The sequence below is a fragment of the Conyzicola lurida genome, assembly GCF_014204935.1.
Lineage (GTDB): Bacteria > Actinomycetota > Actinomycetes > Actinomycetales > Microbacteriaceae > Conyzicola > Conyzicola lurida.
Window position 1 is genome coordinate 2,322,720 of record NZ_JACHMJ010000001.1, and the last position, 20,700, is coordinate 2,343,419.

14 protein-coding genes are annotated in these 20,700 nt (G+C 69.1%); all 14 read right to left on the bottom strand.

Annotated elements, in window-relative coordinates; all coding sequences use genetic code 11:
* Nucleotides 1–11: 11 nt before the first annotated feature.
* Entirely contained in the window at nucleotides 12–1,142 is a 1,131-nt protein-coding gene (locus tag HD599_RS11280) for a D-alanine--D-alanine ligase family protein (protein WP_184237522.1), read from the bottom strand.
* Nucleotides 1,143–1,202: 60 nt separating this feature from the next.
* Nucleotides 1,203–2,750 carry a Mur ligase family protein gene (locus HD599_RS11285; RefSeq protein WP_184237525.1) on the bottom strand — a complete coding sequence of 516 codons (1,548 nt, stop codon included), beginning with the start codon at nucleotides 2,748–2,750 and terminating at the stop codon, nucleotides 1,203–1,205.
* The gene (locus HD599_RS11290) at nucleotides 2,747–3,484 is read right to left on the bottom strand and encodes an alpha/beta fold hydrolase (RefSeq protein ID WP_184237528.1); all 738 of its coding nucleotides are present in this window, start codon (nucleotides 3,482–3,484) and stop codon (nucleotides 2,747–2,749) included. The genes HD599_RS11285 and HD599_RS11290 overlap by 4 nt, the downstream gene beginning before the upstream one ends.
* A gap of 4 nt (nucleotides 3,485–3,488) precedes the next feature.
* Nucleotides 3,489–4,532, bottom strand: a complete 1,044-nt coding sequence (locus HD599_RS11295; protein ID WP_184237531.1) for an NAD(P)H-dependent glycerol-3-phosphate dehydrogenase — start codon at nucleotides 4,530–4,532, stop codon at nucleotides 3,489–3,491.
* Nucleotides 4,522–5,199 (bottom strand): lysophospholipid acyltransferase family protein, encoded by a 678-nt coding sequence (locus tag HD599_RS11300; protein ID WP_184240564.1) that lies wholly within the window; start codon nucleotides 5,197–5,199, stop codon nucleotides 4,522–4,524. Before HD599_RS11300 ends, HD599_RS11295 begins: the two co-directional genes overlap by 11 nt.
* A 77-nt stretch (nucleotides 5,200–5,276) precedes the next feature.
* Nucleotides 5,277–6,644, bottom strand: a complete 1,368-nt coding sequence (murA, locus tag HD599_RS11305) for a UDP-N-acetylglucosamine 1-carboxyvinyltransferase (protein ID WP_184237534.1) — start codon at nucleotides 6,642–6,644, stop codon at nucleotides 5,277–5,279.
* Between the two features lie 61 nt (nucleotides 6,645–6,705).
* A complete protein-coding gene (gene leuD, locus HD599_RS11310; protein ID WP_184237537.1) occupies nucleotides 6,706–7,317 on the bottom strand; it encodes a 3-isopropylmalate dehydratase small subunit in 612 nt (203 codons plus the stop codon).
* Nucleotides 7,317–8,801 (bottom strand): 3-isopropylmalate dehydratase large subunit, encoded by a 1,485-nt coding sequence (gene leuC / locus HD599_RS11315; protein ID WP_184237540.1) that lies wholly within the window; start codon nucleotides 8,799–8,801, stop codon nucleotides 7,317–7,319. The genes leuD and leuC overlap by 1 nt, the downstream gene beginning before the upstream one ends.
* Before the next feature lie 192 nt (nucleotides 8,802–8,993).
* Complete coding sequence (locus HD599_RS11320) at nucleotides 8,994–9,599, bottom strand: FHA domain-containing protein (RefSeq protein ID WP_184237543.1); 606 nt, start codon at nucleotides 9,597–9,599, stop codon at nucleotides 8,994–8,996.
* On the bottom strand, nucleotides 9,596–11,920 hold the full coding sequence (locus HD599_RS18210; RefSeq protein ID WP_184237546.1) for a transglutaminase domain-containing protein: 2,325 nt from the start codon (nucleotides 11,918–11,920) through the stop codon (nucleotides 9,596–9,598). The genes HD599_RS11320 and HD599_RS18210 overlap by 4 nt, the downstream gene beginning before the upstream one ends.
* Nucleotides 11,917–13,248: a DUF58 domain-containing protein gene (locus tag HD599_RS18345; protein ID WP_184237549.1), complete on the bottom strand. Its 1,332-nt coding sequence runs from the start codon at nucleotides 13,246–13,248 to the stop codon at nucleotides 11,917–11,919. The genes HD599_RS18210 and HD599_RS18345 overlap by 4 nt, the downstream gene beginning before the upstream one ends.
* A gap of 4 nt (nucleotides 13,249–13,252) precedes the next feature.
* Complete coding sequence (locus tag HD599_RS11335) at nucleotides 13,253–14,221, bottom strand: AAA family ATPase (RefSeq protein WP_184237552.1); 969 nt, start codon at nucleotides 14,219–14,221, stop codon at nucleotides 13,253–13,255.
* A 17-nt stretch (nucleotides 14,222–14,238) separates the two neighbouring features.
* On the bottom strand, nucleotides 14,239–19,833 hold the full coding sequence (locus tag HD599_RS11340) for an Ig-like domain-containing protein (RefSeq protein WP_184237555.1): 5,595 nt from the start codon (nucleotides 19,831–19,833) through the stop codon (nucleotides 14,239–14,241).
* Nucleotides 19,834–19,954: 121 nt separating this feature from the next.
* Complete coding sequence (locus HD599_RS11345; protein WP_184237558.1) at nucleotides 19,955–20,689, bottom strand: hypothetical protein; 735 nt, start codon at nucleotides 20,687–20,689, stop codon at nucleotides 19,955–19,957.
* Nucleotides 20,690–20,700 lie beyond the last annotated feature (11 nt).

Consider the following 20,700-nt stretch of genomic DNA (forward strand, 5'->3'; position numbering starts at 1 on the left):
GCCGGGGCTAGCTAGCCGCGCGGCCCGTCGAGCCCGACGAGCTTGCCGGCGATGCCACCGGCTGCACGGAGCGCCGCGCCCGAGCCGAAACCGGACGCGGGCGTCACGACACGGCGGTCACGGGCCTCGACGAGCGCGTCCTTGAGCACGGTGGCGGCGGGCGCCTGCGGTGCCCAGAGGTAGAGCGACATGGCGCCGGGGATCGAGTTGACCTCGTTGACGAACAGTTCGCCGTTCGACTCGTCGAGCAGCAGGTCGACGCGCACGACGCCGGTGAGTCCGGTGACCTCGGCGACGCGCGTCGCGAGCTCGGCGGCGAGGGTCGCCACGGCGTCGGGCACGTTGGCCGGGAACTCGCGCGGCGCGCTCGTGAGCCCGACCTCGCTGCCGGCACCGCCGGAGAGGTATTTGTCGGCGTAGGAGTAGAGCCCGTTCTCCGCGTTGACGCGGATCGGCTTCTCCAGCGCCGTCACCGCGAGCTGCGGGAAGGTACGGAAGCCGATGTTCAGGTCGACGAGTTCGGGACGGTACGGCTCGACGACGGCTCCCGCGCGGAGGTGTGCCGATGCGCTGGCGACGGCCCTGGCGGCATCCACGTCTTCGACGATCTCGATACCGATCGACGAACCGCCGAAACGCGGCTTCACGATGTACGGGCCGGGGAACGACGGCGCGTGCGTGGCGGAGAGCAGTTCGCGACGCAGCGTCGGGATGCCGGCGACCTCCATGAGCCCGCCGAACGCGAGCTTGTCCATGCCGACGGCGCCCGCGAAGAGTGTCGAGCCGGTGGCGGGGATGCCGAGCAGCGTGAACAGGGCGGCAGCTCCGCCACCCTCGCCGAGACCGCCGTGCAGCGTGAGCAGCACCGCGGAGATGTCCAGCGCGCGCTTCTTGACGTAGAGCCCGGTGTCGCCGGAGACGCGCACGTCGACGGCCTTCGAGCCCTTGGGCACGCCCGTCAGGTAGTCCTTGGCCTCGGTGCCGGCCGGCACGAGCCACCATTCGCCGTTCGGCGCCCAGTAGATCGGCAGCACGGCCTCGCCGCTCGCGGTGAGAACACGCTCCGACTGCAGACCGGTGAGAATCGAAATCTCATGCTCGGGCGACGGCCCGCCAAACAGCACTGCCCAGGGAGAACTCACGCGTGACCATCCAAAAGATCGAGTCAGCCGCAACTAGTTACTGCTGGCCCGTGCGGCTGGTTACGGGTAGTGGTCCGGCAGATCGTTCTCATAGAGGATAACGCCTCGGTCGCCGGCCTGATCGAGCGCCGCAGCGACGGCCTCGGTTCTGGTATCGAAAGTTCTCACCGGGTTCGGCCCGCCGGCGGCTCCCTTGACGAGGGCGGCACGGTTCACCCGGGCGATGGCGAAGAGATGGCCGCCGAGGGCAGCGACGGATGCCGCGAACGCCTCGTTCCGCGCCGCCTGCACGTGTCCCAGCTCGACCATGCCGGGCGTCACGACGACGAGCGGGCCGCCGCGTTCCGCGGCGATCACGGCCGCACCCTGGAGTGCGCGCTCCGATCCGACGGGGTTCGAGTTGTAGGTGTCGTCGATGACCACGACGCCGCTCGCGGCCTGCTGCACCTCGGCGCGGTGCGGCGAGTCGGGCAGCGCCGACAGCCGGTCGGCGATCTTCGCGAGCGGGATGTCGAGGGCGCGGGCGATGCCGATCGCGACCGCGAGGTTGACGGCGTGGCCGACTCCGGGCACGTGGATCGGCGCCGTGGCGACGGTGGTGCCCTCGATGACGGTGACCGTGCCGGCGTCCGCGTCGACCATGACGTCGGCGTCGGTGCCGGGACGCGTCGACACGGTGATGACGGTCTTGCCCTCGACGCGGCAGCGCTCGGCGAGACCGGCGAGTTCGACCTCGTCGATCGGCAGCACGACGATGCGGGCCTTCTCGGTGATCTCGGACTTGGCCTGGAAGATGACCTCGCGGCTGCCCATGCGGGCCAGGTGCGCCTCGCCGATGGTGGTGATCGCGGCGATGTCGGGCGGGAAGCTCTCGCTCAGCTCGCGGATCTCGCCGCGGCCGTAGACGCCCATCTCGGCGATGAAAACTTCGGTTCCCGGGATGACGCGGTTGTTGACCGCGCTCGAGAGACCCATCAGGTTGTTGAAGCTCGCGGGGCTCGCGACGACGGCGAAGCTCGACGCGAGCACGTGCGCGACGTAGCCCTTGGTCGAGGTCTTGCCGTAGGAACCGGTGATTGCGACGATCGTCGGCCTGACCTGCTGCAGGCGTTTGCGGGCGCTCAGCATGTACTTGCGCGACAGCCGCTTCTCGACGGGCTTCATGATGACGAGTGCCAGGTCGGTGATCGGGGCCAGCGCGAGCACGGTGAGCGCGATGCCGGCGGGGCCGACGAGCAGCGTCAGCGCCGCACCGACGACGAGCACCAGCGCCGCCCAGACGCCGGTGAGGCGCTTGAGGCGGTCGGTCCAGGCGAGCTTCGCGCTCGTGCCGCGGATCCCGAGGCCGATCGGCAGGAAGCTCAGCAGCAGCACGACGAGGGGCGCGAGGAACTGCACGGCCGGCACGAGGATGGCGACCGCGATGAGGACCACCGCGACGGCGAGCAGCACGGCGTTGGTGACGCGCACGGTCACCCAGAGCCAGGCGAGGCGGGTGACCCACGGCGCGATGTAGTGTTCGCGCTGCGCGACGCGCAGCCACTTGGCTGCGCCGACGACGGCCGCGTAGACCCCGACGACGATCGAGGCGATGAGGACGATGGTCATGACTGGATCTCCGTGCTGAGTTCGAGGAGTTCGGCGCGCACCGCGTCGCGCAGGGCGCCCTCCATGAGATGGCCGGCACCGGCGACGGTGCGGAAGCGTGCGCCTCTGATGAGCTGGCTGGCGGCGAGGCCGGCGTCGGCGGGAGCTGCCGTGTCGTTCTCCCCCCACACCATGCGCACGGGCGCGGTGATGCGCGCGAGGTCGTCGTCGTAGTTCTCGCCGACGACGCGCACGAGGATGTCGCGCATCACGCCCTGGGCGGCGAGGTAGTCGGCCGACCCGCGCTTCTGGCGCTGCTTCTCGAGCACCGACTTCGGCAGCAGGCCCTTTTTCGCGAGCGAACGCACGATGCGGAAGGACAGGGCGGGCGTCGGCGCGGCGGTGAGTCGCACGAGCGGCACACCGGTGAGCACGAGACCGCTCACGTATTGCGGGTACTTGGCCGCGAGGCGTACGGCGACGCGTCCGCCGAACGAGTGGCCGACGAGGATGACGGGACCGAACGACGAGATCGCGGCGGCGACCTCCTCCGCGTAGTCCTCGCTCCCCCACGCCGTCGGCGGCTCGGCGGTGACCCCGAAGCCGGGGAAGTGGATCGACACGGCGTCCTGGCCGTCGACGATGGCGGAGAAGTCGGCGGCGGAACGCATCCAGCCGGGCAGGGCCACGACGGTCGGCGGGGTCGCTCCGGTCTTCTCGGCGAGGAGTCGCCCGTCGGCGAGAGCGGTGATCACGGGTCTACTCTCCCTGGGGCATCGGATCGGTGGTGAGGTGCGGAGCAATGTCGCGCGGGTTCAGCGTACCGGCGAGCACGCCGGCGACCTGCGACACGATCGGCATTTCGACACCCTTGGCGAGGGCGAGTTCGAGCACCGGTCCGACGGAGGACAGGCCCTCGGCGGTCTGGTTCATCTGCTTCACGACGTCGGTAAAGGTGTAGCCCTGGCCGAGCAGGCGTCCGGCCGTGTTGTTGCGCGACAGCGACGACTCGCAGGTGGCGATGAGGTCGCCGAGGCCCGCGAGGCCGGAGAGCGTCTCGGGACGGGCGCCGTACGCGACGGCGAAGTCGGTCATCTCGACGAGACCGCGGGTGATGATCGAGGCCTTGGTGTTCTCGCCGTAGCCGACACCGTCGACGATGCCGATCGCGACGGCGATGAGGTTCTTCAGCACGCCGCCGAACTCGGTGCCGATGACGTCGGTGTTGACGAACGACCGGAAGTACGGGTTGGTCGCGGTCATCGCGACCAGCGTGGCATTCTCGAGGCTGCGCGACGAGACGACGGCCGCGGTGGGCTGTTCCTTCGCGATCTCGAGCGCGAGATTGGGGCCGGAGACCACGGCGATGCGGTCGGCGTCGATGCCGAGCACCTGCTCGATAACCTCGCTCATGCGCAGGCCGGTGCCCTTCTCGACACCCTTCATCAGCGAGACGACGATGGCGTCGGCGGGGATCAGCTCGCGCACGGCCTCGAGGTTGGCGCGCAGCGACTGGCTCGGCACCGAGAGGAAGACCTGCTCGGCGCCCTCCAGAACGAGGGGCAGGCTCGCGCTCGCGGTGACCCGCTCGGGCAGGTTGATGCCCGGCAGGTAGTCGCTGTTGCGGTTCGACTCGGTGATCTCGCGGGCGAGCTCGGGGCGACGGGCCCAGACCGCGACATCCGCACCGCCGTCGGCGAGGATCTTGGAAAAGGTGGTTCCCCACGAACCCGCGCCGAGGACGGCGACTTTACGGGCCTTCGCATCGAGGGTGAGGGTGTCGAGCGCGTCGCTACTGTTCAAAACGGCCGGTGTCTTTCTGGTTGTGTTTCGCAGGATCCCAGCGTTCGGCCGGGGCCTTCTCGCCGCGCAACTGTTCGAAGAGTTCGGTGATGGCGGTCATGAGGATGTCGGTGGCCTCGGCCATCGCGACGGAATCGTGAACGCGGCCGGCGTACGCCGAGAGGTCGACGGGCTCGCCGAAGCGCACGTGGATGGTCTTGCGGGGGAAGACGCTGATCTTCTTCGCGTACCGCGGCATCACCAGCTGGGTGCCCCAGTGGGCGGCCGGGATGACGGGGATGCCCTGCTCGAGCGCCGTGCGCACGGCGCCGGTCTTGCCGCGCATCGGCCACAGGTCGGGGTCGCGCGTGAGCGATCCCTCGGGGTAGATGACGACGGCGAGGCCCTGGTCGGCGATCTGCTTGGCCGCGGCGAGCGGGTTCGAGCGCTTGCCCGACCCGGCACGCTCGACCGGCACCTGGCCGGACGCGCGCAGCAGCGCGCCCACGACGGGCACCTCGAACAGCGACGCCTTCGCGAGGTACCGGGGCATACGCCCGATCTTCCACATCGCGACGCCGATCACCAGCGGGTCGATCTCGCTGTAGTGGTTCGGTGCGAGCACGAACGCGCCGGACCCCGGCACGTTCTCCACACCGGTGAGCTTGAACTTCGCGATCGCGCTCATCGGAGGCACGGCAATGCCGGCGAGGAGCCGGAAGATGGGTGTCTTCTCGTTCTCCGCCGGTCGATCAGCGGCCACGCTTAGCCCTCGTAGACGAAGTCGGCTCCGAGCGCGTCAAGCTTGTCGATGAAGTGCTCGTAGCCGCGGCTGATGATGCCCACATTGCTGATGGTCGACTGACCCTCCGCGGTGAGGGCGGCGATCAGGTGACTGAAGCCACCCCGCAGGTCGGGAACGCGGATGTCGGCGCCGTGCAGTTTCGTCGGGCCCGTGATCACCGCCGCCTGCTCGAGCGGGCGACGGGGAACGCGGCGCGTGACGGACTCGAGGCCGTCCTTGTGCACGACGATGTCAGCGCCCATCTCGATGAGCGCGTCGGTGAAGCCGAAGCGGTTCTCGTAGACGGTCTCGTGCACGACGGAGATGCCGTGCGCCTTGGTCAGCGCGACGATGAGCGGCTGCTGCCAGTCGGTCATGAAGCCGGGGTGCACGTCGGTCTCGACGACGACGGGCTTGAGGTCTCCACCGGGGTGGTAGAACCGGATGCCGTCTTCGTGGATGTCGAACGCGCCGCCGACCTTGCGGAAGATGTTGAGGAAGTTCATCAGCTCGGCCTGCTTGGCGCCGCCGACGAAGATGTCGCCTTCGGTGGCGAGTGCGGCCGAAGCCCAGCTCGCTGCCTCGTTGCGGTCGAACAGAGCGCGGTGGTTGTAGCCCTCGAGCTTGTCGACACCCTCGATGAAGATCACGCGGTTGGGCTCGACGTTGATGATCGCGCCCATCTTCTGCAGGATCGCGATGAGGTCCATGATCTCGGGCTCGATGGCCGCGTTCTTGAGCTCGGTGACTCCCGACGCGCGCACGGCGGTGAGCAGGACCTGCTCGGTCGCGCCGACGCTCGGGTAGGGCAGCTCGATCTCGGCACCCTTGAGGCCGTTCGGTGCGGTGAGGCGGATGCCCTCGTAGCTCTTGTCGACGATGGCACCGAAGGCGCGCAGGGCGTCGAGGTGGAAGTCGATCGGGCGGTCGCCGATGCGGCAGCCGCCGAGGTCGGGGATGAGCGCTTCGCCGAGACGGTGCAGCAGCGGTCCGCAGAACAAGATGGGGATGCGGCTGGAACCGGCGAGGGCGTCGATCTTGGAGAAGTGCGCGCGCTCGACGTTGCTCGGGTCGAACGTGAGCTCGCCCTCTGCCGTCTTCGTGACCGAGACGCCGTACGCCTCGAGCATTCCCGTGACGACTCCGACATCGCTGATGTCGGGGACGTCCTTGAGGACCGAGGGGCTCTCCGCGAGGAGGGCGGCGACCATGGCCTTCGTCGCGAGGTTCTTCGCGCCGCGGACCTCGATGCGACCACGCAGCGGTTTTCCGCCGTTGATCACGATTTTGTCGGACTTGAGTCCGACCCTCTCACCTGCCTTATGGGCATCCTGCACAAGAGAATTCATTCACGCACCTTCACTGCTAATAACGCGCCGTTCGCGCGGGCTGTGCTTATTTGGCGGGCTTTTATTTGGCGGGGAGGGTCAGTGGTCGCCAGCTTTCGCGGCGAGCTTCGAACTCCGTTATGCGCGCTTCGTCGCGCAACGTCAACCCAATGTCATCCAGGCCTTCGAGCAAGCGCCACCGAGTATAGTCATCGATCTCGAAAGCGACGGTCAGGTCCGCGATGCGGATCTCACGCGCCACGAGATCGACGGCAATCTCGATTCCGGGCTGGGCGTCGATGAGCGCCCAGATCTTTTCCACGTCCGGCTCGCCCACCTGGGCCGCGAGCAGCCCCTGCTTGCCGGAGTTGCCGCGGAAGATGTCTCCGAAGCGGGAGCTGATGACGGCCTGGAACCCGTAGTCGCGCAGCGCCCAGACGGCGTGCTCGCGGCTGGATCCGGTGCCGAAGTCGGGGCCGGCGATGAGCACGCGGGCTCCGGTGACGGGTTCCGCCGCGAACGGCGGTGTGTTCAGGACGAACTCGGGGTCTTGGCGCCATCCATAGAACAGGGCGTCGTCGAAGCCCGTCTTGGTGACGCGCTTGAGGAAGACGGCCGGGATGATCTGGTCGGTGTCGATGTTCGACCGCTTGATCGGCACGGCGATGCCGGTGACGGTGGTGATCTTGTCCATTACGCCGTGACCTCCGTGCTCGTCGCTTCGACGGGCTCGGCGACCGTCTCGTCGTTCTCCAGATCCCAGGGCGACGACAGCGTGCCGCGCACCGCGGTGGCGGCGGCGACGAGCGGCGACACGAGGTGTGTGCGGCCGCCCTTGCCCTGGCGTCCCTCGAAGTTGCGGTTCGAGGTGGAGGCGCAGCGTTCGCCGGGGGCGAGCTGGTCGGGGTTCATTCCGAGACACATCGAGCAGCCGGCGAAACGCCACTCGGCGCCGAACTCCTTGACGATCTGGTCGATGCCCTCGGCCTCGGCCTCGATGCGCACGCGGGCGCTGCCCGGCACGACCATGACGCGAACGCCGTCGGCCTTCTTTTTGCCCTTGATGATCGAGGCGAAGGCGCGCAGGTCTTCGATGCGGCTGTTGGTGCAGGAACCCATGAACACCGCATCGACCTTGATGTCTTTCATGGGGGTGCCGGCGGCGATGTCCATGTACTCGAGCGCGCGCTCGGCGGCCGAACGCTCGTTCGGGTCGTCGATGTCGAGCGGGTTCGGTACCGGCTCGCTCAGCGACACGCCCTGCCCCGGGTTGGTGCCCCAGGTGACGAACGGCTCGAGGGTGTCGGCGTCGAGGAAGACCTCGGCGTCGAACACGGCGTCGTCGTCGGTCGCCAGGGTGTCCCAGTAGGCGACGGCGTCGTCCCAGTCCTGGCCGGTCGGGGCGTGCGGGCGGCCGAACAGGTAGTCGTACGTGGTCTGGTCGGGCGCGACCATTCCGGCGCGGGCGCCGGCCTCGATCGACATGTTGCAGATCGTCATGCGCCCCTCCATGGAGAGGGCGCGGATGGCGCTGCCGCGGAATTCGAGCACGTAGCCCTGTCCGCCGCCGGTGCCGATCTGCGCGATCACCGCGAGGATGATGTCTTTCGCGGTCACGCCGGGACGCAGGGTGCCCTCGACCGTGATGGCCATCGTCTTGAATGCCTTGAGCGGCAGCGTCTGCGTGGCGAGCACGTGCTCGACCTCGCTCGTGCCGATGCCGAACGCCATCGCGCCGAAGGCTCCGTGGGTCGAGGTGTGCGAGTCGCCGCAGACCACGGTGATGCCGGGCATGGTCAGACCGAGCTGCGGGCCGACGACGTGCACGATGCCCTGCTCGATGTCGCCGAGCGAGTGCAGGCGCACACCGAACTCCGCGGCGTTGTTGCGCAGGGTCTGGATCTGGGTGCGGCTCGTCAGGTCGGCGATCGGCTTGTCGATGGCGAGCGTCGGGGTGTTGTGGTCCTCGGTGGCGATCGTCAGGTCGAGACGCCGTACCGGGCGGCCGGCCTGGCGCAGTCCGTCGAAGGCCTGCGGGCTGGTGACCTCGTGCACGAGGTGCAGGTCGATGTAGATGAGGTCGGGGGTGCCGTCCTCGCCCTTGACGACCAGGTGGTCGTCCCAGACCTTTTCGGCCAGCGTTCGAGGCCGCACGGCCTCGGGAGTTTGTGTTGTCATTTGAGCGGTCCTTCAGGTTTTCGAGTGATCAGCCAACGAAAGAACTCCGCGACGAGGAGGGCCGTAAGACTAGGCCTCGTCGCGGCAACGAAGGAGAACGAGCCGCTCGAAATGCATTCCCCGAGAGTACCACCCGATCGGGGCCGCCGCCGGTAGGCGACGTGCCGCGACATCGCGCCGCGGAGCGTGCTATTACCTCTCGAGGCGGAGCACGTAGTCGCCGAGTTCGACGGCTGCGCCATCCCGGATCTGCACTCTTTCGCCGGGGACGACCTCGACGGGCGCGCCCTCGGTGACGACGTACACGCCGTTCGTGGAGTCGAGGTCGCTCACCCAGACCGCGTCGTCGTCGAGCTCGAGCAGCGCGTGCGTCTTCGACACCGAGCGGGTCTCGTCGGCGAGTGCGACGAGCCCGGCGTCGGGCCAGCGGTCGGATGCCGCGGGGTTGCGTCCCAGGAGCAGGGTACCGGTGACCGGGATCGCGTCGCCGGTCGGGGGTACCAGTCGCCAGGGCTGTGGCAACGTGACCGGGTTGGTCTCGGCGGCGGACGCTTCGACGGGCTCAGCGACCGGCTCGGGGACCGGCTCGACGGCCGGCAGCACCGGCGCCGCCCCGATCACCGTCGGCACGAAGACCACGTCGTCGAGCGGGCGCTCCACGGGCGCCGTGACCGTCACCGGTTCCACGGTGATGCCCGGCGGCAGGTCGATGAACCCGGCCTCCTCCTCGTCGAGAGGCGAGGGCACCGGCGCCGCGGGGATCCCGGGCGGCGGCATCGCGATGAAGTCGTCGCTCACGTCGACCGCTTCCGTCGGCGGATGCGGTACCGGCTCGCGATGCGGCGCAGGCGCGTGGCCGAGCCGCGGGCGACCGCGACGGCGGCGAGGGCCTCGTTCCAGACCAGGTCGGTGCGTTCCGGCTCGACCTCGGCGCCGCCGAAGACCGCTTCGTCGGTCTGCGCGGCGAGCGCCGTGAGCCCGGTCGGCTGTCCGGCGGGCAGCTGCGCCTCGAGGCCGCGCGCCACCACGAGCCGGGTGCCGCGGCCGCCCACCGCGTAGCCGAGTTCGGCGTAGCGGTCGACGAGCTCTTCCCAGGCCCCGGCCACGCGGTCGTGGACCGCGCCGTCGGTGCGGCGCTTGCGGGCTCGCCGTCCCTTGATCAGCGCGACGACGAGCAGAGGGATGAAGATGATCAGCGCCGGGATGAGCACGCTGTAGCCGACGACCCACACCCAGCCCGGGATCACGAACGCGTCGCCGTTGTCGTCCTCGTCGGTCTCGTCGAGTTCGACCGGCGTCAGCAGGTCGTCTTCCTCGTTGTCGGCACGCGGCGGCTGGCGCACCTGCGGCTGTGGTTCGCTCTGCGGCTTGGGGACCTGCGCCTGCGGGATGTCGGTCTCCTCGGGCGTCGGGTTGAACGCCACCCAGCCGACGTCGTCGAACGCGACCTCGACCCAGGCGGTGACGTCGTCGCCGGTGACCGTGACAGCCCCGCCGTCTTCCGGGATTTCGGGAGCGAAGCCCATCACGACGCGGGCCGGGTAGCCGAAGCTGCGCGCCATCAGCGCGAACGCCGACGCGTACTGCTCTTGGTCGCCGATGAGCTGCACGCGCGTGAGCAGCTCGGTGACGCGGTCGGCACCGTGCCCGGCGCGTGACGGCTGCGAGTCGGACTCCCGGCCGTGGCTGAGGAATCCGTTCTCGGTGAGCGCCAGCTGGATCGCCTGCAGCTGGGCCATCGGGGTGGCCGCGTCGGCCGCGAACTCCTGGGCCTTGGACGTCACGATGTCGGGCGACCCGGTCACGGGCGGCAGCTCGACCGCGGCGACGCTGGTCTCGTCCAGGTCGGCCGGCGTGAGCACCTTCTGTTCCACGGCGTCGAGCTCGTACGAGTCGCCCGCGCTCAGCCCCGTGGTCAGCACGGCGGTGCCCGTCGAGCGGTTGTAGCGCACGCTGTCCGCTTCCGACACGGCGTCGCCGCCGGTGAACGCGAGGTCCGTCAGGTAACCGACGCTCGGCACCCACACGTCGTCGTAGGCGCCGATCGTGATGGTGACGTTGTCGCGTTCCTCGGGGGTGATGAAGGTCTGCGCCGGGATCCGGCGGCCGACGAGCGCGAAGGAGCCCGACCCGTCGGTGGCGGTCTCGGGGCCGGTGACGGTCCACAGTTTGCCGGTGAACGAGTCGAGCGTGGCGAGGCGGACGACATCGCCGGGCTTGAGCCCGCTGACGGTGAAGAGCTCGTCGTCGGTGACCTGTTTCGTGTAGTGCCGGAACCCGCTCAGCGGACTCGGGTACTGCAGCGGGTCGAACGGTGGCTCGATCTCCTCGCGCAGCACGAAGCGCTCGTCGTTGGCCGGCGCGAACCAGAAGCCCGCTCCCCCGCCGACGACCACGGCGCCCGCGACGATGGCCGCGGTGCCGGCCAGCTTGCGGTTGCGCAGGCGCTGCGCACCGCCCTGCGCGACCGAGGCCACGGTGGGGCGGCGCCAGCCCAGCCAGACGAGCGCGAGGATCGCGAAGACGACCCCGCGCAGCCCGGCCTGATACGGCTGGTCGGTGCCGATCAGGATGCTCGCGAGGTAGAGCGCGACCGGCCCGACGAGCGCGATGCCGAAGCGCCACGCGGTGCGGGGGCGGCCGGCGATCCAGCGGGTGGCGAGCGTGGTCGAGACCAGTGCGACGAGCCAGGTGGCGAGGTACGGCACGACGGCGATGTACTGCGGGGCGCCGATGGGCGTGCGCAGCGTGACGATGTCGGTCCAGCCGAAGACGCTGCCGACGGCGATGCTGGCGAGCGACTGCAGGGTCGGCAGCACACCGAAGACCGCCTGGCCCTGCACGGCGAAGGCCGAGCCGAAGACGAAGTAGGCGACGACGGCGACGAGCACGGTGACGAGTGCGCCGAGCCGGAACATCGACGAGAGGATGCCGGTGGCGGCACCCAGCACGAGGCCGCCGACCCCCGCGAGCAGGAACGAGTAGCCGCCGAACGACGGTTCGAAACCGACGACGCCGAGCGCGACCAGCACGAGCAGCACCGCAATGTCGGCCCAGGTGCGCGGCGTCGGGCGGCGGATACCGGTGCCGGCGGGTGCGGCCGACGTGGTGGCGCTCACGAGCTCACCCCGCGCACGAGTCGGTTGAGGTCGTCGAGGTCGCCGATCGTGATGACGGTGAGCCCGGCGACGGAGGATATCCTCGGCTGCGCGCCGAGTTCGACATGGAAGGCGACCTGGCTGGTGTCCTGGCCGAAGAGCGTCTCGACGCTGCGGTACTCGAGGGTGGTCATTTTCGAGCCGCCGATCATCATCACGACGCTCGGGGCCGGCAGGCGCTTGGTCAGCTCGCGGGCGAACTCGCGCACGGTCGGGTAGACCTTGCCGACGGGTTCGACCCGCGACGACGAGTCGAGCATCGAGGTCACCGACTGGGTGCGCCAGACGCCGCGCTCGCTGACGATGTTCATCTGCACGCCGTCGCGGATCACCTGGGCGGCGATCGACGCGGTCACCGAGATGGCCAGCTCGAACTCCTCCTCGGAGGCGTAGAGGTCTTCACGCGAGGTGTGGATCATCGTGAGCTGCGAGCGGCGCGTCTCGTTGAACTGGCGCACCATGAGCTGGCCGATGCGCGCGGACGTGCGCCAGTGCACGTAGCGCCTGTCGTCGCCCGGCACGTACGGGCGCAGCGCGTGGAACGCGATGTCGTTGTTGGTGATGGTCTTCGAGACCTGGCCCTCGAGGTCTCGCACGAGGCCCGCGGCCGTGGGCAGCAGCCGCACGGTGCGCGGGTGCACGAACAGGTCGACCGCGTCGGCCCACTTCAGCGAGCGGCGCAGGATGCCCAGCTGGTCGCCACGCACCGATTCGGCGGGCCCGGCGACGATCACGGCGCGCTTGTTGGTGGGCACGGCGAAGAGTTCCTCGTGCTCGTCCTTCGGCTTCATCGCCGGCAGCTGGAACTCGGCGATGCCCTTGCCGACCGGCAGTTCCATGCGCGTGCCCGACAGCGGCCGCGCGCCGACGTTGGTGACGAGCATGCGGCCCATCGCCCGGTCGCCGACGACGACGCGGCGCGGGTTGAGCTCGACGAAGACCCCGTACGACGCGCGCCCGAACAGGAACGCGGCACTGAGCACGACCGCCGCAAGGAGCACGGTGCCGAGATAGGTGAACTCCTGCCAACCGAACACGGCGCTCAGCACGAGCGAGACGACGGCGAACAGCAGCACGAGCCAGCCGGTGGGGGTGACGACGCCGACCACGGGGGCGACACGGGTCCAGACCTTCGACCAGAGCTTGGCCGCTGGCGGCCGGATGACGCGGCCGGCAGCACCCGCGACCGAGCGGGCTCCGCGGCCCACGCCGGCGGCGCGCGCGGTCGCCGAAGCGCGCACGTTCGCCGCGGCGCGCGGGCGCTTCGTCTTCTCGGTCGTCGTCGTCACGGGGTTACGCGGCGCGGTACGCGGGCGGCTCGATGTCGACGAGGATGCGGCTCACGACGTCCTCGGCCTTGACCCCGGCGAACTCGCTCTCGGGGTCGAGGATGATGCGGTGAGCGAGCACGTTGACGGCGAGGTCGCGCACGTCGTCGGGGGTCGCGTAGGTGCGGCCCTGCGTGAGCGCCCAGGTCTTGATCGCCCGGGCGAGCGCCATGGCGCCGCGCATGCTGACCCCGAGGATCACGTCGCGGTGCGCGCGCGTGGCCTCGACGATGTCGTTGAGGTAGTTCATGACCGACTCGTCGACGAAGACCTCGGAGGCGAGCGCCGACATCGCGACGATCGACTCGGGCTTGATGATCGGCGAGACGAGCGACGCGCGGGCGCGGGTGCCGGAGTCCATCAGCAGCGACACGGCGATCTTGCTGTCGGGATAGCCGAGAGTGGTCTTGATCAGGAACCGGTCGAGCTGCGCCTCCGGCAGCTTGTAGGTTCCGGCCTGCTCCACCGGGTTCTGCGTGGCGATCACGAGGAACGGGGCGCCGACGGAGTGGCCCTCGCCGTCGATCGTCACGACGCCCTCCTCCATGACCTCGAGCAACGCGCTCTGGGTTTTCGGGCTGGCGCGGTTGATCTCGTCCGCAAGCACGATGGAGGCGAAAATCGGCCCCTTGTGGAACTCGAAGCGGCCCTTGCCCTGGTCGAAGATCTGCACGCCGGTGACGTCGGAGGGCAGCAGGTCGGGGGTGAACTGGATGCGCGACGTCGTGCCGTCGAGCGTGTTGGCGAGGGCCTTGGCGAGCACCGTCTTGCCCGTGCCGGGGTAGTCCTCGAGCAGCACGTGGCCGTCGGAGACGAGCGCGGTCAGCACGAGCCGGATCACGTGGTCCTTGCCCATGATCGCCTTGTCGACGTTGGCGACGAGCTTCTGGAACGCGTCGGCGAACCAGGTCGCCTGTTCCTGGGTTACTGGCACTTGGGTGTCTCCATTTCTTACCAACTCGTCGTGTTGGAGGTGGTTCCGTTGATGACGACCTTCTTGCCGCCGCCACGGATGTTGTAGCAGCCGAGGTCGCCCGAGAAGTCGCCGTTCGAGTCGAAGCGCAGCAAGGTCACCTTGTCGGAGCGGTACTTGCTCGGGTAGAACTCGCTGCCCTCGTGGTAGCAGTTGCCCACGAACTGGGCGTTCGGCTCGAAGTTACGCGCCTCGACGTGGTAGTGCTGCGAGCCGGGATAGCCGTAGTTGACCGCGGGGCCGCCCTCGGAGACGGTGATCTCGGGCTCGGCGGGCGGCGGCGGAGGGGGCGGCGGCTGGGTCACGGTCGTGGTGCCCGACGACACCCCCGGCCCGTCGCCGCTGGCGTTGCGCGCGTACACGGTGAGGGAGCGGTCGCCGCCGTTGTCGTCGACCTCGATGCTGGCCGAGAGACCGGTCGTCGTTCCGCTCTGCCCGCTGTTGGTGCTCCACACGTACTCGAGACCGTCCCCCGCGGCATCCGGGGTCGCATTCGCCGGCGCCGTCCAGTTCCAGGTGAGGGTCATCGGCCCCTCTCCCCCGGCGGGCGTCGAGACGCTCTGCGGCGCGGTCGGGATCGGCTGGGTGAACACCGTCAGCACGTTCGAGGTGCCGGACGGCCCGCGCTTGCCGCCGTCGTTGCGGGCGCTCACGGTGATGGTGAACTCGCCGGCATTCTCGGCGAACGTGGCCGAGGTTCCCGTGGTCGAGCCGCTCTTGCCCGAGTTCGTGGTCCAGTCGTAGGTCGTGGTGCCGCCGGTACCGCCGACGGCGGGCCAGGTCGCGGTGATGTTCGCCGTCGCCCACTTGTCACCGGTGGTGAGGCTCGGGGTGACCTGCGCGGGTGTGCCGTACGGGGTCACCTGGTCGCTGTTCTGCGACCATGCTCCGGGGCCGTGCTCGTTGACCGCCCGCGCGGAGAACGTGTAGGGCGTGCCGTTGACGAGACCGGAGATCGTGCAGGCGGCACCCGCGACGCAGGTCGTCGGGACGGCCGCTGCCGGGGTCGTACGTACCTCGTAGGAGGTGATCGGCTTGCCGTTGGCGGCGGGCGCGATGAAGCGGAACGTGGCCGACTGGTCGCCGCCGACCGCGCTGTTGCCGTCCCTCGTGGGTTTTGCCACGGGGTCGGGCACGTCGCTCACCACGAGCGTCATGGTGCCGTTGACGTACCTGTCTTTGTCTTCGGTGGCGTCGCGCACCGTGTAGACGACTTCGATGACGCCGCTCTTCAGTGCCGGGTTCGGTTGCACGGTCACGGTGGAGGCGGTGTGCGAGATCGTCGCCGGTTCTCCGGTGTTCTGTACGACGGCGTCGACGATCACGAGCGGTTCGTTCGTCGTCTGGTACGGGTTCGAGTCGTTCGAGAGAACGTTCGCCTTCACGGCACCGTCGCCGCGCTGGGTCTCGAGCACGTCGGTCACCGCGACCGCGAGCGGCTTCGACGAGCCGACGACGGTCACGTTGATCTGTCCGGGCACCTCGAAGCGGTCCCAGCGCAGGGTGACGTTGAGCGTGTAGGTGGAGCCCTTCTTCGCGTTGCGCGGCGTGCTCATGGTCAGCTGCGATCCGCTCAGGCTCGCCGAGAGGCCGGCTGTCGCGCCCACGAGGTCGGAGTAGGTGACCTCCTGCAGGATCTGCGGGTTCGGGTGGCCGGTCGACGCCCTCAGGTCGATGACCGTGGTCTCGCCCAGCTCGACCTGCGGGCTCGGCGTCGTGAACTCGGGCGGCGTATCGCGGAACTCGGGGTCGCCGACGATGATGTTGAGCCGCAGGTTGGCCGAGATGCCCTTGGGATCCTCGGCCGAGTCGCCGTCGAACACGCGGAAGTTGATCGCCGCGGGGCCGCGGTAGTCCGGCGGCGGGGTGAAGCGCAGGGTGTCTTGGTCGACATAGCTGGGGTCGCCGTTGCCCTGCACCGCGCTCACGGTCGACGAGTCGGGGATCCAGGCGTCACGGCCGGAGGGGACCACGACGATGTCGGAGAGGTTCCACTCCTTCGTCTCGTTCATGTTGACGTACTGGATCGGCAGGGCAGGGTCGATGATCGGCGGATCGTCGAAGCTCTCCTTGACCGCGGCGGGAACGAGGATGAACGCCATCGCGCTCAGGTCGTCGGCCTCGTTGGTGACGCGGTAGGCGATGGCCTGGCGTGTGGCGCCGGGCGTGACCTGCACTGTGCCGTTGGTTTCGAGCAGCGCGCCGGCGCCGGCGTTCGGTCCCTCGAGGGTGACGACGAGGTCTTCGGTCGCTCCGGCCGGGTTGAAGGCGAAGCCGTCGAACAGGTCCACCGTCAACGAGTCCTTGCCGGCGATCTCCTTCGGCGTGATCGGCAGGTCCTTCGCCGAGGGCGGCACGAGCGGGGCCTCGGCACTGACCTGGACGAGCACGTAGCTCATCGACTTGCCGCCGCGGTCGTTGGTGAGTTCGTAGCGCAGCGAGAACGACTGCTCCTCGTCGGGCGCGGTGACGACGAGGTACTGGCCGCTGACGACCTTCGCCTCGACGCCGTCCGGAACGTCGACGAGCGTCTTCGAGACCTTGAGCACCGCGCCCTGCGGGTCGGAGTCGTTCGCGGTGAGGTCGACCTGCGCGATGCGGCCGGGCCGGATCGACACGGCGTCGGGGACGGCGCTCGGGTCGCTGAGTTCGGGCGGTGGCGGGATGACGCCGATCTTGATTTCCGCCTCGCCCGTTCCGCCGAAGGAGTCGTACACCTGGTAGCTGAAGGTGTCCGTTCCCGTCGCCGCGTCCGACGCCTCGTAGACGAAGTAGTCGTTGCCCGACTCGATGATCGTGCCGAGTGCCGGGTTGGTCGGGAACGTGTTCAGCTGCACCGAGTCGCCGTCGGGGTCGATGCCGTTGAGCGGCAGGTCGACGCGGATGTTGCCGCCCGTGAGCACGCGCGCGACGAGCGGCTGCGGCACGGGGTCGCGGTTGCCCTCGGTGTCGAGGTCGGTGACGGTGAAGACCGCGGTGGCGGTCGCCGTCTCGTTGAAGGGGTCGAGCACGCGGTAGTCGACGCGGTACTCGCCCGGTTCCTCGGGCGCCTGGAAGCGCATGACGTTGTCGCTGATGAAGGCGAGCCCGGCGGCCGGCGGAGTGACGAGCGTGGTGTCCAGCGTCATCGTGGTGTCGTCGGGGTGGAAGTCGTTGGCCAGCACGTCGAGCGCGGTGATGTCGCCGACCCGCACCTTGGCGGTGTCGTTCGCGGCCACGGGCGGCTGGTGTTTGGTGAGCGCGGGAACGGGCACGACCGTGACGCCCGCGGCGGCCGAGCTGACGCCGTCGGAGATCGTGTAGCTGAAGTCGACCTGCTCGGTGAGGGCCGCGGGGCTCGTGATGCGGACGAGGGTGCTGCCCAAGAGCTCGACGACGAGTCCCTTGGCGGTGAGCTCGGGTGCGACATCCACCGACTGGACGGCCAGCACGCGGCCGAGCGGGCTCACGTCGTTGGCCAGCACCGAGACCGTCACGGGGGCGTCGCCGCGCAGGTAGGCGGTGTCTTTCACCGCGACCGGCGGGATCTGGTCGTCGGCGGGGCGGGCGCGCACGTCGACGCGCACGAGGCCCACGCTGTTGTTGCCGCCGGCGGCGAGCGTGTACTTCAGGTAGTAGATGCCGGCCTTGGTCGAGGTGAACGTGATGGTGCTCAGGTCGGTGTTGAACGAGGCGGTGGCGCCGTCGCCCGGCTCCTCGATCGCGACGAGGGAGAGCTGCGCGCCGGAGGGCGACAGGTCGTTGAGCAGCGGCTCGACGACGGCGGTCTCGCCGACGAACACGGTGGCGAAGTCGGGCGTTCCCACCGGGTTGAGGGTGCCGGTCGGTTCGACCTTGACGGTGAGGGTGCCGGCGGTCGACGAGCCGTGGCCGTCGCTGACCTGGAAGTTGATCTCCTTCTCGCCCAGTTCCGACGTCTGGTGGGTGAAGGTGACGAAGCCGTCGGGGGTGAACCGCACGAGGTCGGCGCTGGTCGCGGCCGCGCCGACGAGGAACAGGTCGTCGCCGTCGGGGTCGCGGAAGTTGGTGAGCACGTTGTAGTTGATCGTCTGGTTGGCCTCGACGCTCACCCCGCTGTCGCGGATCGAGACGGGTGCCTCGTTGCTCTCCTCGGGCACGACGCGGGCGGAGACCCGGGCCTGGTCGAGACCGCCACGGCCGTCGTCGATCGTGTAGCCGAAGGCGAGGGTGCCGACGAAGCCGGGTTCCGGCGTGAACTGGAGGGCGCGGCCTCCGTCGATCGGGTCGAGGCGTCCGCTGGCCTCGTTGATCGACTCGTAGGCCGAGATGACGAGCACGTCGCCGTCGGGGTCGGTGTCGTTGTCGAGAAGGGGTAGCACGGTCGTGCGGCCGGGGCGGATGCCGTAGTCGTCGTCGACCGCGGTCGGCGGGCGGTTGTTCTCGGTGCGCTCGGCGATGGTGTCTTCGAACGACTGGATGGCGGACTTGTCGTCGCCCTCCTCCTCGCTCTCCTGCTCCTCGGGCGGGGTGATGTCGTCCCAGTTGTCGACGAGGCGCATGTTCTCTTCGAGCAGCCAGGTGTTGCCGTTGTCGAGGTCGTTGAGGGCGATCACCGAGCGGTTGACGCGGAACTCGAGGGTGCTGCCGGCGGTGGGGTTCGGGATCTCGGAGACCTGCGACTGCTGGCCGTCGCAGACCTCGAGGTAGACCTGCGCGCCCGCCCAGGCGCCGTGGGAGCAGCCGTCGAGGTACACGGGCGACGAGACCTGCTCCGGTCCTGTCACCGCCTTCTCGATCTTCGTCGACGAGGTGGTCATCTCGCCGTCGTCCAGGTCGACCGCGACGAGGGAGTCGCCGGTGGCGAGGAGTGCCGAGTCGTTCTCGTCGCTCACCTGCTGCAGCTTGAGAACCGGGGTGTCGCCGAGGTCGTACACCGTGGCGTCCTCGGTCACCAGCTCGTTCGTCGACTGGTCGAAAACGACCGCGCGGTCGCCGACCGCGGAGAGCTGGAACTCGCCGACAGCGGGGAAGGCGGTCTCGACGGGGGCGTCGGCGAGGGTCTCCATGCGGTACAGGGTCTTCTCGTCGGGCGAGACGGCGATGACGGCGCCGTCGTGCGTCACGACCGCGTGGCCGCCCTCGCCGAGCTTCAGCAGCGGCGGGGTCGACACGAAGTTGAACTGCAGGTCGCCGACGGCGGTGATGACCCACAGGTCGCCCTCGGGCGACATGATGGCGATGTTCGTTCCGCCGTAGTGGATCTCGGCGCCCTTCGGCACGTCGATGGCGGAGGTGACCTCGGTGGTCGCGGGGCTCACCGACTCGAGCCGGCCCGCGTCGGGGTTGTGCAGGAACAGCGTGTCGCCGTCCTGCAGCACGTCGAAGTTGGGAGATCCGGCGACGACGGAGCCGTTGAGCTCGTCGATCTGCCGGTTGAGGCGGCCGCCGAGCAGCTCTTCGCCGTTGGTGACCCAGACGTCGCGCGAGGTCAGCTGCACGTCGGAGATCGGGAAGCCCGGGTGCAGCGCCGCCACCGCGAGCAGCGAACCCGAGAGCAGGGCGATGACGAGGGCCGAAGCCGTCGTCCTGTGGCGTTTCAGCCACCCGCCCACAGCCCTCAAGCGCTATCCCCCAGCAATGGTTGCCCCTCTGAATCCGACCGCGAGTACAGGCCGGACGTGAAACAACCTAACATGAGAGCCGTCTCATACCAGAGGCCGGAGATGGGCAGAACTACCCATCACCGTCGGTCGCGGCGGCTTTGCTCGCGAGGTGCTCGGTGTCGTTGCGGTCGAGCAGGTAGAGGTCGTCCTGGCTCACGAGCCGCGTCGCGACGGCGTATTCGACAAGACGCAGGCGGCGGTTGGTGGCGAGGTTCCCCTTGCCGCCGCGGAGGCCCTGCACGCCGATCTTGTCGAGTTTGTCGCACACGTTGTCGAGCTTGCGGTTGAAGGTCGTCATCGACCAGTGCAGGCGTTCGGCGGCGTCGGCGGAGGTCGGGATCTCGCCGCGGCCGGGGGACGACTGCCGCAGCACGTGTTCAGCGAGCGAGACGATGAGCAGCCGCTGCGTGCTGGTGAGCGGCACCGGTTCGATCGTCGTCGATCCCCCCGAGCTCGCGATCGCGGACGACGTGTTGTAGTAGTCGTCGCCCGAGTGGATGGTGAACTCGTAGGTCGTGGAGCCGGCGCTGAACAGCACCTGCATCTGCGAGAAGACGATCGGCAGCTTGGCACCGGGTGCCAGCCAGGCCTGCACCTGTCCCGTGGCGTCCGTCACGGTCGCCGACAGCAGGTTGCCGACGTTCGCCAGCCACCACATGCCGAAATCCTCGTAGATGCGGAGGAAGCGGCGGTGCAGGTAGGGGTTGTCGTCGATGACGAGGTCGCTCTCGCGGCCGATGTGGAAGTCGTCGGGGTGCGCGACGTCGTACCACTCGCCGCAGAACTCGATTCGCAGGGGGTTCATACGTTCACCAC